Here is a 13,092-nt window from a genome sequence, read left to right as displayed (position 1 = left end):
ACGGGGTATCAACATATCTGGCGTTGACTTTTGGCACGCTGTTGAGTTCTCAAGGAACGGACGCTTCCTTTGTACTCACCCGAGAGACTCTCTCGCGGCTTTCCTCCGGGCGCTTCCCTTCGGTGTTCCAAACTCTATCAGTGTTTTTCCGGCCCTCTGACCACCGTTCTGCAGGCATGCAGAAAGTGACCCTGAGATAGGATCTGACAAGCTGGGTGCTGCTGGACTAAGGCGCAGGGTTGCTTCGCGCCGTCCCGAGCAGGGGTCCGACTGTACACGGGGCCGTGAGACGGGTGCAAATTGATTGCGGCTATGGTCTGGACCATCAGCCGTACGCCCGCGCCGAACCGGTACTACAGGTGACATACGCTGCTGAACAGTGCGCCGTCCGGGACAGGTAGCGACGGAGCATACGGATCTCCACCCCTGGGAGGCTTCCCATGACCACCGTGCAGTCCCCTCTTGCCGGACGCGCCATCGGACTGGCCGCAGTGCCGGATCCGGTCTTCTCCGGGGCCATGGTCGGCCCGGGGACGGCCATCGACCCCGTGCGTGAGCCCTCCGAGGCTGTGTCGCCCCTGGACGGAGTCATCGTCTCGCTGCACCCGCACGCCTTCGTCGTGGTCGACGCGCAGGGCCGCGGTGTACTCACCCACCTCGGCATCGACACCGTGCAACTCAACGGAGAGGGCTTCGAGTTGCTCGTGAACAAGGGCGACACCGTTGCGCGCGGCCAGAGCGTGGTGCGCTGGAACCCGGCCGCGGTGGAGACCGTCGGCAAATCTCCCGTCTGTCCCGTCGTGGCTCTCGAAGCGACGGCCGAGGCGCTCGCCGAACTCCGTGAGGACGGCGATGTGAAGACAGGCGACACTCTCTTCGTCTGGAATTGACATAACGCCCTCGTAGGACGGCACGCAGGGACAACCACCGCGGCGGCGGGACCCGCCGCACTATCGGAGACGGGTGAGATGGAGACAACGCTGCGAGGCGTCGGTGTGAGCCACGGAGTGGCGATCGGCGAGGTTCGGCACATGGGAACGGCGGTGCTGGAGCCGCCTGCCAAGCAGATCCGGGCAGAGGACGCGGAGCGCGAACAGGGGCGCGCCCGCAAGGCCGTGGAAGCTGTGGCGGCCGACCTGATGGCGCGCGGCAATCTGGCGGGGGGCGAAGCCCAGGCGGTGCTCGAGGCGCAGGCCATGATGGCCCAGGACCCCGAGTTGATGGCGGACGTGGACCGCCGTATCGCGGTGGGAAGCACGGCCGAGCGTGCGGTGTACGACGCCTTCGCCGCCTACCGTGCGCTGCTGGCCGGGGCCGGTGAGTACCTCGCCGGTCGCGTGGCCGACCTCGATGACGTGCGGAATCGTATCGTCGCCCGGTTGCTCGGGGTGCCGATGCCCGGTGTGCCGGACAGTGACGAGCCGTATGTCCTTATCGCGCGTGACCTCGCGCCGGCCGACACGGCGCTGCTGGACCCGGCTCTGGTGCTCGGTTTCGTCACCGAGGAGGGCGGGCCGACCAGCCACAGCGCGATTCTGGCGCGGGCGCTCGGCGTGCCGGCCGTGGTGGCGCTGCCCGGTGCCGGGGAGCTGGCTGAGGGCACGATGATCGCCGTGGATGGCAGTACCGGTGAGATCTTCGTGAACCCCAGCGAGGAGAAGAAGGCGCGGATGGCGGCCGCGGCCGCCGAGCGCAAGGCCGCGCTGGCCGCTTCGACGGGTCCGGGTGCCACGTCCGACGGTCACAAGGTGCCGCTGCTGGCCAACGTCGGCGGTCCGGCCGACGTACCTGCGGCGGTCGAGGCCGGGGCCGAAGGCGTCGGTCTGTTCCGTACCGAGTTCCTCTTTCTCGACGACAGCAAGAACGCTCCGTCGGAGGAGAAGCAGGTCGAGGCCTACCGGCAGGTCCTCGAGGCGTTCCCCGAGGGGCGTGTCGTCGTGCGGGTGCTGGACGCTGGTGCGGACAAGCCGCTGGACTTCCTCAGTCCGGGCGACGAGCCGAACCCGGCGCTGGGCGTGCGTGGGCTGCGGACGCTGCTCGACCATCCGGACGTGCTGCGCACACAGTTGACGGCGCTGGCCAAGGCCGCCGAGGGGCTGCCGGTCCATCTGGACGTCATGGCTCCCATGGTCGCGGACCGCGCGGACGCCAAGGCGTTCGCCGACGCGTGCCGTGAGGCGGGGTTGCGGGCGAAGTTCGGTGCGATGGTCGAGATCCCGTCCGCCGCACTGCGGGCGCGCTCGATCCTGCAGGAGGTCGAGTTCCTTTCGCTGGGGACCAACGACCTCGCGCAGTACACCTTCGCCGCGGACCGTCAGGTCGGTGCGGTGTCGCGTCTGCAGGATCCGTGGCAGCCAGCGCTGCTCGACCTGGTCGCGCTGTCCGCCGAGGCGGCGAAGGCCGAGGGCAAGAGCTGTGGTGTCTGCGGTGAAGCGGCCTCCGACCCGCTGCTCGCGTGTGTGCTGATCGGTCTGGGGGTCACCTCGCTTTCCATGGGAGCGGCTTCTCTTCCTTATGTCCGGGCGACGCTGGCGAAGTACACGCTGGCGCAGTGTGAGCGTGCCGCGGCGGCCGCGCGGGCCACGGACAGCGCCGAGGCGGCGCGCAACGCTGCTCAGGCGGTGCTGTCCGGCGAGTAGTCGGCCCAAGCCGCCGTCGGCCGTCTCCGAGGGGCACTCCACCTGCGGGTGGGGTGCCCCTCAGGCATTCAGTGGCGGTGTCCCGTCGGCTGTCCCGTGTCTCCGAGGTCGGGTGGCACGCAATAGTCGACATCCGATTCCGGGGAGATGAGGTCGCCGGAGTCGATGTCGGTGCAGTAGGCGTCGAAGACCTCGCCGGCCGTGAGGGGTTCGAGGCCTTCGCCGCGCAGGCGCCAGCCGTAGATGCGGTCCGGAGTGCCCGGGGCGCTGGTGCGCATGACGAGGCCACCGGGGCTGTGGGTGGCAAGGCCGAGGGCCAGGACGGTGGTGAACTCCAGGGCTTCGGCCTCGTCGAGTTGGGTGGCGCCGTCGGCGTCCTCGTCTGCGTGGAGCACGGAGACGAGGGTCTCCGGAGTGCCGGTGACGCTGCAGACGAGGTGGCGGTTGCCCGGGTGGGCGGTGTCGAGGATACGGACGAGCAGGTGTGAGGCGCGGACGAAGGCCCCGCGGCCGATGTCCTCGCTGCAGGAGGCGCACGAGCCCAGGCGGGCCAGAAGCGTGTTCGCGTACTCCCAGGTGGCTTGTCGTACGGCTTCGTCCACGAGGGCTGGTACGAGTTCGGTCAGGGGCCGGCCGTCGTACGGGATGGTCGGGCCGGTGCCGGCGAGCTCTGCGGTGAAGCGGGTGCGGCTCGACGGGATGTCAGGGTCCAGGCCTGCGTCCGCGCAGAATTCGGCGTACTCCTGTGGGTCGAAGAGGGCGACGGTGGTGTGGCTGCCCTGTGCGGCGCGGGTCCTGAGGAGATCTTCGACCTGTTGCAGATAGGTCTTGTGGTCGTCGAAGGCGAAGGTGCGGTAGCGCCGCATCGCGCGGAAGTCGTGCTCGTCGGTGAGCAGACCGATGGTGCCGGCGATTTCGCGGCGCAGGACGCGTCGCATGGTCTGGTGCTGGGTGTGCGCCATTTTTTTCCCCCTGTGCGCAGTCGATCAATGCTCACTCACAGTAACTGGCGGCACTGACAATGGGGTCCCTGCAAGGCGGTCGCGGACGAGCCGGTGCTGAATTATGCAGGTCACAGCAATGATGGCGCCGAAGGCAGTCCAGCCGGAGGGACCGTTGGCGATGGCAGTGGTGACGGCGAGTGGTCCGATGCTGCGCTGGGCGGACTGGGCGAGGCCGTGGACCCCGAGGTAGGAGCCCAGGGCGGCGTCGGGGGCGAGGGCGACGGACAGTTCCCAGGACACGGTGGCATGCGGCATCTCGGCCATGGTGAAGGTGGCCGCCGACACGGGCGAGGGAGGCCAGGGCGCCGAGCAGTTGGAGGTCCGGCAGGGCGCGGGTGTGGGGGACGCGGTCGGCGATGCGCCCGCCGATCGGTGCGCCGGCGATGCCGATGGCCCCGCCGCGGCGACGAGAGTGCCGACCTGGGTGATGGAGAGACCCGAGACGTAGGTGAAGTACAGGGCACGGTGGGGCCCGCTCCGGCGGTGGCGTCACGACGACCGCCGAAAGTCCCGGAGGAGCTGTGGGACTTGTCCGGCGGGCACCCTGATCCTCGGCTGCTTCCCAGTCTCGTACCGCCCAGCCGCCTGTCCCCCGGGGCACGGTCGCACCGGTCGACACCGCGGCTGGCGCGGTTGGAGGACACCGCGCGCGACTGGTTGCGGGCCGACGGTGTGACCGTGGCGCACGTGACGTTCGCGCACCGGGCCCTGGATCTGATCGGGCGGCTGCTGTCCGTGGAACTGCGGCCCGTCGACGGGGTGGCCATGGAGGATCCCGGCTACCACCATCTGCTGGATCTGGTCACGGCCTTGGGGCTGCGGATCGTTCCCACGGCCGTCGACGACGGCGCGCGGCCCGAAGCCCTGCGGGCGGTGTTGCCGGCGGGTGTGCGCGCTGTGGTGTGCAGTCCGCGCGCGCAGAATCCGTACGGCGGATGCTTCTCCGAGGCGCGCCGTGACGAACTCGTCGCTCCGCTGCGGGACGAGCCCGATGTGCTGATCGTGGAGAACGACCACGCGTCGGCCGTGGCCAAGGCGCCCCTGTGGACGTTGACCGGCGGCGGGCTGACGCGCTGGGTGCATGTGCGCACGGTCAGCAAGTCCCTGGGGACCGACTTGCGGTGGGCGACCGCGGCCTGTGATGCGACCACTCTGGCCCGGCACGACGGGCGGTTGCTGCTGACCTCGGGCTGGGTCAGTCATCTGCTCCCGGAGACCGTGTACGGGCTGATGACCGACGACGGCACACGCGCGTTGGTGACGCGCGCCGAGCGGACCTACGAGGCACGCCGGAGCGCTCTCCTCCAGGAGCTCGCAAAACGCGGCACCGAGGCCCACGGGGCGAGCGGGATGAACCTGTGGGTTCCGGTGCGGGACGAGTCAGCCGTGGTGAACGGGTTGCGGTCGTACGGCTGGTGGGTCGCGGCGGGTGCCCGGTTCCGGATGGCGGCCGGCCCGGAGGTACGGATCTCCGTGGCCGATCTCCGACCGGCCGACGCGGTGCGGCTGGCCTCGGACTTCGCCCTGGTGCTCGGTGAGTCCGCGGCCACCTGTGGTGGGTGACCGGTCCAGGAGGCTGTCAGGCTCGCTTGCGGGCCAGGTCCTCGAAGACGTGCAGCAGGTCGAGGTTGTCGATGGAGCCCGGGTTGACGGCCCGCTCCAGGGGCGTGCCCTGGAGGAGGCGCTTGACGGGGACCTCAATGCGCTTTCCGGTGAGGGTGTGCGGGATGCCGGGCACCTTGATGACCTCGTCGGGGATGTGCCGTGGCGAGAGCTGTTCACGGATGGTCTGCCTGATGCGGTTCAGGAGGGCCTCGTCGAGGACGGCTCCCGGGGCCAGGTGCACGAACAGGGGCATCCAGTAGCCGCCGTCGGGCTGTTCGACGCCGATGACGAGGGATTCCTTGATCTCGGGGAGACGCTCGACCGCTTCGTAGATGTCGGCCGACCCCATGCGCACGCCTTGGCGGTTGAGCGTCGAGTCGGAACGACCGTGGATGACGACCGAGCCGCGTGCGGTGACGGTGATCCAGTCGCCATGTCGCCACACTCCGGGATAGGTGTCGAAGTAGCTGTCGTGGTAACGGCTGCCTTCGGGGTCGTTCCAGAAGTGGATCGGCATCGACGGCATGGGGTTGGTGACCACGAGTTCGCCGACCTCGTCGACCAGGGGGTGGCCACTCGGGTCCCAGGACTGCAGGTCGGTGCCCAGGCAGGGCGCCTGGAGTTCGCCGATGTGGACCGGGAGGGTCGGTACAGCTCCTGCGAAGCAGGAGCACACGTCGGTGCCGCCGCTGACGGACGCGATCCACAGGTCGTCGCGGACCTCGTCGTGCAGCCAGCGGAATCCGTCGGGCGGCAGGGGCGATCCGGTGGTGGCGACACACTGCACCGTGGAGAGGTCGTACTCGCGGCCGGGGCGCAGGCCGGCCTTGCGGCAGGCCATGACGTAGGCGGCGGAGGTGCCGTAGAGGGTGGTCCCCGTGCGTTCGGCGATCCGCCACTGGGCGCCGGTGTCCGGGTAACCGGGGCTGCCGTCGTAGAGCACGATCGTGGTGCCTGTGAGGAGGCCGGAGACGAGGAAGTTCCACATCATCCAGCCGGTGGACGTGTACCAGAAGAAGCGGTCCTGGGGGCCGAGGTCGCAGTGCAGGCCGAGCTGTTTGAGGTGCTCGACGAGGATGCCGCCCTGGGACTGGACGATGGCTTTGGGAAGGCCGGTGGTGCCCGAGGAGTAGAGCACCCACAGGGGATGGTCGAAGGACACCTGCTCGAAGACGGGCTCGGTGTCGGCGCTCGTCAGGGCCGACCACTCCAGGGCGCCCTGGGGGGCCTCGGTGCCCAGGAGGGGGATGTGGACGACCGCGCGCAGGGTGGGCAGTTCGCGGCGCAGCTCGGCGACCGTGTCGCGACGGTTGTGTACCTTGCCGCCGTAGCGGTAGCCGTCGACCGTGAACAGGACGACCGGTTCCACCTGCTGGAAGCGGTCCAGGACGCTGCGGGCGCCGAAGTCGGGGGCGCAGGACGTCCAGACGCCGCCCACGGCGGCCGTGGCGAGCAGGGCGACGACGGCCTGGGGAATGTTCGGGAGGTAGCCACTGACGCGGTCTCCGGGGCGTACGCCGAGGACACGCAGCTCGGCGGCCAGGGAGCCGACCTGGCGGCGCAGCTCGGACCAGGTCACAGGGCGGGGCTCGTGGATCTCGTCGACGTGGAGGAGGGCCGGCTCGTCCGCGCGGGTGGCGCTCGCGCGCAGGGCGTGCTCGGCGTAGTTCAGGGTGGCTCCGGGAAACCACTGGGCGCCGGGCATCGCGCGGTCGCCGAGCACGCGCGCGTAGGGGGTCGTGAAACGTACGCCGAACCACTCCGTCACGGCTGTCCAGAACGCCTCCAGCTCGTCCACCGACCAGCGGTGCAGGGCGGGGTAGCCGCCCTCGGCCGGGGCACCGTGGTGGTCGGCCGCCCAGGCCTGGAACCTGGTGATCTGTGCCCGGGCGACGCGTTCCGGATCGGGCTGCCAGAGAGGCTGGGGGTTCACGGTCGGCATGGGGCGGCTCCCGGACTCTGCGCTTCGTGTGCGTTCTTCGCGCACGGGCTGGGATGTGCGCGTGACGCGGCTGACACGGACGATGCCATGTGATCGACGCCTGCACCAGGGCGTGCCCCACATAGTCCGTGTCGTGAAGATGTGGTCCCAGCATGGGTGAACGGAAGTTGAACGACGCACACATCGGGGCCTGTCAATGGCAGGCTGAGCAGCATGGACGGTCGTGACCTGGTGCGTTCGGTGAAGACGGTCGGTTCTGCGGGGGCGGCCCAGAGGTTGCGTACCGTACGGGCCGCATGGCGCAGGAGGCGTGCCGATGCCACGGGTCTGCCGCCGCGGGGGGCCGAACGGGCGCGGGTGCCCGGGCCGATGCAGGCCGTGGAGCCTGGGCCCGGGGGCGGTGTGGTCCGATTCAGCCGCTCCGAGCTGCGGATCTCCGTGGCGGTGAACGGTGCGGTGTTCTGGGGCTGGGACGGGGCGGCTCCGGAGCCGTCGTACGCCCTCGCGGGCCGCTGCCCCGAGCCCGACCCGCGGGCGGTGCTGGAGCCGGACAAGGACGGCGGCTGGCGGGTGGTGGCCGAGCGGGTGACGGTCGTCGTCTCGCGGCACGGCGCGATCGAGGTCCTCACCCCCGGCGGTGTGCGGCTGCGCCGGGATCTGCCGCCGCGGTGGTGGGAGCCGACGGGCGGCGGTCCGGCGCGCTGGATGCAGCGCTCGGAGGTGGCCGCGGATGCGCGGTTCTTCGGGCTCGGCGGGCGGGCTTCGGGCCCGCGGCTGCGGGACGGGACATACCGGCTGTGGAACACCGATCCAGGACGTCCCTTCGGCCCCGACGACGATCCGTTGTACTTCACGATGCCGGTCCAGGTGGTGGTGGCCGACGCAGCGACGCATCTGGTGTTCCACGACACCTCATGGGACGGCACGGTGACCCTGCGGGAGGGCGAGGAGGGCGCCGGGTCGGGGCACGACCGCGACGGCACCTGCGAGCTGCGGATGGACGGCGGTCCACTGCGCTGCTGGGTGATGGTGGGCACTCCCGCGCGCGTGCTGCTCGCCTGGGCCTCGCTCACCGGAGCGCCCGCGCTGCCGCCCGCCTGGGCGCTCGGTCACCATCACGTGCGAGAGGGCTTCGGCAGCGAGCAGGAGGTGCGGCGGATCGTTTCGGGCTATCTGGAACGCGATCTGCCGCTCGACGCGATCCATCTGGACATCGACCACTACGACGCCCGCCAGGTGTTCGCGGTCGACCGGGAGCGCTTCCCGAAACTGCCCCAGCTCGCCGAGGATCTGCGGCAGGACGGGATCCGGCTGGTGTCGATCGTCGATCCGGCGGTCAGGGCCGAACCCGGCAACACCGTGTTCGACAGCGGGACGGCCGAGGACGCGTTCGTGCGGGACGCGTCGGGTCGGCTGGTACGGGGGGTCGTCCGGGCCGGGGAGTCCGTCCACCCGGACTTCACGCACGCGCGCGTGCGGCAGTGGTGGGGCCGCCTCTACGAGGAGCGACTGGCTCAGGGCTTCTCGGGCTTCTGGCATGACATGAACGAACCGACCTCGTTCACCGCGTTCGGGGAGTCGACGCTGCCCAGGTCGGCCAGGCACTCCTTGGAGGGGCGGGGCGGCGACCATCGCGAGGCGCACAACGTGTATGCCTTGTGCATGGCCCGGGCCGGGTACGAGGGGCTGCGCGAACTGGCTCCCCAGGAGCGGCCTTTCGTGTTCTCGCGCTCCGGGTGGACGGGCATGCAGCGCTACGGCGGGGCGTGGTCCGGAGACGTCGCCACGGGCTGGCCCGGGCTGCGGGCGGCACTGTCCCTGGTCATGAGCCTCGGGCTGTGCGGGGTGCCGTACTCGGGGCCGGACGTGGGCGGCTTCGGCGGGAGTCCGTCGCCCGAGCTCTATCTGCGCTGGTTCCAACTGGGCGCCTACCTTCCGCTGTTCCGCACGTACGCGAGTCTGCGGGCGGGACGCAGGGAGCCGTGGGAGTTCGGGGACGAGGTGCTGGAGCACGCGCGCGCGGCGCTCGTCGAACGCCGGCGGCTGCTGCCGTACTTCGTGACCCTGGCGCATCTGGCCCGGGGGACGGGGGCGCCCTACGTACGGCCGCTGTGGTGGGCGGCGCCCGAGGACCGCGCGCTGCGCGACTGCGAGGACACGTTCCTGCTGGGCGACTGTCTGCTGGTGGCTCCGGTGCTGGCCCCGGGGACGGACCGGCGAGCGGTGCAGCTGCCTCGGGGGCGCTGGTACGACACCACGACGGAGCAGGTCCACGAGGGTCCCGGACAGGTACTCGTGGACGCTCCCCTGGCGCGGGTTCCCGTGTTCGCGCGCGCCGGAGCCGTCCTTCCCGTGCGCGGGGAGGACGGCGGGCTGGAACTGGAGGTCTGGGCACCCGTTCGGGGACGGAGCGGCGGCGGCCTGGTCGTGCGGGACGCGGGCGACGGCTGGGACGAACCGGAGATCGAGCGCTACGTCGCCCGCTGGGAGGGCCGGCAGGTGGTGGTCGAGCGGGAGGGTGAGGACGGCCTGAGCCAGCCGCCTCACCCGGTCCGGGTACGAGGACTCGGGACCATCTGAGCTCAGAGGTACCGGCCCTCGAACCAGGCCCGCACGGCCAGGGTGTGCAGCGGAAAGGCGAGCTCCTCCGGCCTGCGCAGCAGATGCCAGCCCCCGGTCTCGTCCGTGGCCGCGGAGGGCGGCAGGCCGTCGACGGGGCGCTCCGGCAGGGTCCCGAACAGCAGGAGGTGACCGTCGGGCGAGCTCAGCGCGTCGACGAGCCGTATCTCGCGGCTCGCGGCGTCGATGCCGGTCTCTTCCTTGAGTTCACGGACGAGGGCCTGCCGCCAGTCCTCGCGGTCGTTTATGTAACCGCCGGGCAAGGCGACGCCCCCGCGCTCGGGGGCGATGGTTCGGGTGATGACCACGAGCGCGGTGCCCTGTGTGTCGTACACGGGCTGGAGGGCCACGGCGACCGGGAGCGGATTGCGGTAGGCCACGGTGTGGCAGGCCGGACAGGTGCGGGGCCAGCCGGAGACGCCCTCTCCGTAGGGAGCTCCACAGCTCGAACAGTGGGAGCCGGGCGTGAAGTTGGGGGTGGAGGCTTGAGTTTCGGACACGCGGCGGACTGTATCCGATCAACTGAGGAGCGTCTTCCGGGGGCGTCTCAGTCGCTGTCGGCCAGCGATTTCGCGGACACGGGGAAGTCGAAATAGGTGTCGGGAAACGTCTCGGGCTTGTAGGTGTAGTGCCACCACTCCTCGGCGAGGTTGACGAAGCCGAGGCCCTCCAGAGTGCTCTTCAGGCGCAGTCGGTTGGCTCGCTGCTCGCACTGGATACGCGGGTCGACAGTGTGGGAGAGGGTGTCGAAGCAGTCGTATCCGGTGCCCATGTCGACGGAGTTGTCCGGGAATCGCTGCCCCTTGGGGGCGTAGCAGGGCACCAGGGGCTCTCCGGGGGCGTAGGGCCTGGTCGGTTTCGCGGGGAGCTTGACGAGGGTGAGGTCCATGGTCGAGCCGCGGCTGTGGCCGGATCTCTCGGCGATGTAACCGTCCTCGAACAGACGGGTCTTGTCGACGTTCGGATAGAACTCGCCCTTCATGGCCTGGTCGTCGAGGTCCTTGGCCCAGCGGACGAAGTGGTCCACGGCCCGTTGCGGCCGGTAGCAGTCGTAGACCTTGAGGGTGTAGCCCTCGCGCAGGAGCTTCTGCTGCGCCTCGTGGAGCGCTTCGGCGGCGGGCCGGGTGAGGATGCACAGGGGCTGCAGGTAACCGTCGATGCGCTTGCCGACGAAGTTGTGCGGTGTGAGGTAACGCATCTCCTGCATGATCGTCGCGTCCACGGTTCTCAGAGCCACGAAGTCCGGCGGCGCCTGGGGCTCGGTGGCCGCCCGGGCGGGGACGGTGGCGGCGGTCACGGCCAACAGGGCGGCGAACGCCGTGACGAGACCGCGTACTGCGCTGGAGAGTCGTGTCATGCCTCCTGCATCTATCAGGTGCGAGCCCCATCGGGGAAGTGATCGGATGCAGTTCCCCTCGAAGTGAGAGGCGGCCAGGCGACTGGTCTGCCCATGGAACGCTCCCCGTGGCACACTTCTGACGTATCGTCAGATTCCTTGGTGGGAGGGCCCATGTCCCGTACACCGACTCCCGTGGTCGCCGGGTGGTTCACCGGCGACGGGGACGACTTCCGGCTCCTCGGCACTCGCTGCCGCTCCTGCACCTCGGTGTTCTTCCCTCGTGAGGACGTCCACTGCCGCAACCCCGGGTGCTCCGGCGAGACTCTGGAGGAGGTACCGCTCTCGCGGCACGGGCGCGTCTGGTCGTACACGGACGGACGCTACCGGCCTCCGTCACCCTATGTGACCGATCCGGAACTTCCGTGGGAACCGTACGCGTTGATCGCTGTGGAGCTGGAGGCAGAGCGGATGGTGGTGCTGGGACAGGCGGTTCCCGGGGTCACCGTGGCCGAGCTGGCGGTGGGCATGGAGGTGGAGGTCGTGTCCGGCGTGCTCCACGAGGACGCTGAGACGATCTGGACGACCTGGCAGTGGCGGCCGACGGGGGTGACGGCATGACGGGAGAGGTGGCGGTGCTCGGCGTGGGCATGCACCCATGGGGCAAGTGGGGGCGTGGCTTCGTGGAGTACGGCGTGGTGGCGGCGCGCGCGGCGCTCGCGGACGCCGGACTCGACTGGCGGCAGGTCGGCTCGATCGTCGGCGCGGACACCGTGCGTGGCGGCTATCCGGGGTATGTCGCCGGGGCGACGTTCGCGAAGGCGCTGGGCTGGCAGGGGGCTCGGGTCACGAGTGTGTACGCGGCGTGCGCGTCAGGGGCGCAGGCCATCGACACCGCGCGCGGGCAGATCCTTTCGGGCCGCGTGGACGTGGTGCTCGTGGTGGGCGCCGACGCCGCCCCCAAGGGGTTCTTCCGGCCGGCGGGCGGGGACCGGCCGGACGATCCGGACTGGTTGCGCTTCCGGATCCTGGGGGCGACGAATCCCACGTACTTCGGGCTGTACGCGCGCCGGCGGATGGCCGTGCACGGGGACACCACGGAGGACTTCGCTCAGGTCAAGGTGAAGAACGCCGCCCTGGGCGCGCTGAATCCGTATGCGCGCTACCGCAAGCGGGTCACCGCCGGGGAGGTCGCCGACTCCGCCGTGGTCGCCGATCCGCTGCGGCTGCTCGACATCTGCGCGACGTCGGACGGAGGGGCGGCCGTTGTGCTCTCCAGCATGGAGTTCGCGCGCCGACAAGGGGTTGTGGAGCCGGTGCGCATCCGGGCCGTGTCCACGGTGACGCCGCGTTACCCCAGCACGGTCCTCGACCTGCCGGACATCGCGACGGACTCGGCGGTGGCGGTCGAGCCCGCCGGGGAGACCTTCCGGGGGTCGATCACACGAGCGGCCTATGAGGAGGCCGGGATCGGGCCGGAGGATCTCTCGCTGGCCGAGGTGTACGACCTGTCCACCGCCCTGGAATTGCAGTGGTACGAGGATCTGGGGCTGTGCGGCGAGGGCGAGGCCGCGAAGCTGCTGCGGGAGGGCGCGACGACCCTGGGCGGGCGCATACCCGTCAACACCAGCGGCGGACTCGCCTCCTTCGGAGAGGCGGTTCCGGCCCAGGCCATTGCCCAGGTCTGCGAACTGACCTGGCAGTTGAGGGGAGCAGCGGGCGACCGACAGGTCGAGGGTGCACGGGTGGGGATCACGGCGAACCAGGGGCTGTTCGGACACGGGTCGGCGGTGGTCGCGGTGCGGTGAGGGGGCGAGTCGGGCAGGATTCGGACGGCGGCAAGCAAGGGAGGAACTCGCGACCGGTCAGCGCGCTCCACTCGCTGGGCGACGAGCTTCCGGTCGGTGGGGCGGGTCCTGGGGCGTGCCGGGCTGCCCGGGCACGAAG

General features: G+C 70.3%; 12 protein-coding genes. 7 read left to right on the top strand and 5 right to left on the bottom strand.

Going from position 1 to position 13,092, the window contains the following annotated elements:
* The first annotated feature begins 440 nt into the window (after positions 1-440).
* Together M2271_RS19240 and ptsP are read left to right on the top strand one after the other, a co-directional pair.
* Positions 441-890, top strand: a complete 450-nt coding sequence (locus tag M2271_RS19240) for a PTS glucose transporter subunit IIA (RefSeq protein WP_280888477.1) — start codon at positions 441-443, stop codon at positions 888-890.
* 78 nt (positions 891-968) lie between these two features.
* Positions 969-2,639, top strand: coding sequence for a phosphoenolpyruvate--protein phosphotransferase (gene ptsP, locus M2271_RS19235; RefSeq protein ID WP_280888476.1), 1,671 nt, complete (start codon positions 969-971; stop codon positions 2,637-2,639).
* A 68-nt stretch (positions 2,640-2,707) separates the two neighbouring features.
* On the opposite strand, the gene M2271_RS19230 is transcribed toward ptsP, so the two are convergent.
* Positions 2,708-3,601: a hypothetical protein gene (locus tag M2271_RS19230; RefSeq protein ID WP_280888475.1), complete on the bottom strand. Its 894-nt coding sequence runs from the start codon at positions 3,599-3,601 to the stop codon at positions 2,708-2,710.
* Positions 3,602-3,625: 24 nt separating this feature from the next.
* Positions 3,626-3,898, bottom strand: coding sequence for a hypothetical protein (locus M2271_RS19225; protein WP_280888474.1), 273 nt, complete (start codon positions 3,896-3,898; stop codon positions 3,626-3,628).
* 7 nt (positions 3,899-3,905) lie between these two features.
* Between M2271_RS19225 and M2271_RS19220 the strand changes: the two genes are divergently transcribed.
* Both M2271_RS19220 and M2271_RS19215 read left to right on the top strand, forming a co-directional pair.
* Entirely contained in the window at positions 3,906-4,091 is a 186-nt protein-coding gene (locus M2271_RS19220) for a hypothetical protein (RefSeq protein WP_280888473.1), read from the top strand.
* Between the two features lie 239 nt (positions 4,092-4,330).
* Positions 4,331-5,206, top strand: coding sequence for a hypothetical protein (locus tag M2271_RS19215; protein ID WP_280888472.1), 876 nt, complete (start codon positions 4,331-4,333; stop codon positions 5,204-5,206).
* A gap of 16 nt (positions 5,207-5,222) precedes the next feature.
* Here M2271_RS19215 and M2271_RS19210 read toward each other — a convergent pair whose 3' ends face one another.
* Positions 5,223-7,190 (bottom strand): acetoacetate--CoA ligase, encoded by a 1,968-nt coding sequence (locus M2271_RS19210; protein ID WP_280888471.1) that lies wholly within the window; start codon positions 7,188-7,190, stop codon positions 5,223-5,225.
* A 213-nt stretch (positions 7,191-7,403) separates the two neighbouring features.
* Here M2271_RS19210 and M2271_RS19205 point away from each other — a divergent pair, with 213 nt between their 5' ends.
* Positions 7,404-9,770: a glycoside hydrolase family 31 protein gene (locus tag M2271_RS19205; RefSeq protein WP_280888470.1), complete on the top strand. Its 2,367-nt coding sequence runs from the start codon at positions 7,404-7,406 to the stop codon at positions 9,768-9,770.
* 2 nt (positions 9,771-9,772) lie between these two features.
* Here the strand turns inward: M2271_RS19205 and M2271_RS19200 are convergent, their stop codons facing one another.
* Positions 9,773-10,309: an NUDIX domain-containing protein gene (locus tag M2271_RS19200; protein ID WP_280888469.1), complete on the bottom strand. Its 537-nt coding sequence runs from the start codon at positions 10,307-10,309 to the stop codon at positions 9,773-9,775.
* A gap of 47 nt (positions 10,310-10,356) precedes the next feature.
* Positions 10,357-11,166 carry a M15 family metallopeptidase gene (locus M2271_RS19195; RefSeq protein ID WP_280888468.1) on the bottom strand — a complete coding sequence of 270 codons (810 nt, stop codon included), beginning with the start codon at positions 11,164-11,166 and terminating at the stop codon, positions 10,357-10,359.
* Positions 11,167-11,340: 174 nt separating this feature from the next.
* On the opposite strand from M2271_RS19195, the gene M2271_RS19190 reads away from it, so the two are divergent.
* Together M2271_RS19190 and M2271_RS19185 are read left to right on the top strand one after the other, a co-directional pair.
* The gene (locus M2271_RS19190; protein WP_280888487.1) at positions 11,341-11,766 is read left to right on the top strand and encodes a zinc ribbon domain-containing protein; all 426 of its coding nucleotides are present in this window, start codon (positions 11,341-11,343) and stop codon (positions 11,764-11,766) included.
* Positions 11,763-12,953 carry a lipid-transfer protein gene (locus M2271_RS19185; protein WP_280888467.1) on the top strand — a complete coding sequence of 397 codons (1,191 nt, stop codon included), beginning with the start codon at positions 11,763-11,765 and terminating at the stop codon, positions 12,951-12,953. The genes M2271_RS19190 and M2271_RS19185 overlap by 4 nt, the downstream gene beginning before the upstream one ends.
* Positions 12,954-13,092: the final 139 nt, after the last annotated feature.

Origin of the sequence: Streptomyces sp. LBL (genome assembly GCF_029893585.1) — a bacterium.
In the GTDB taxonomy this organism is placed as follows: domain Bacteria; phylum Actinomycetota; class Actinomycetes; order Streptomycetales; family Streptomycetaceae; genus Streptomyces.
Note: the sequence above shows the minus strand (reverse complement) of the source record. Positions and strands in the feature narration are given on the sequence as shown.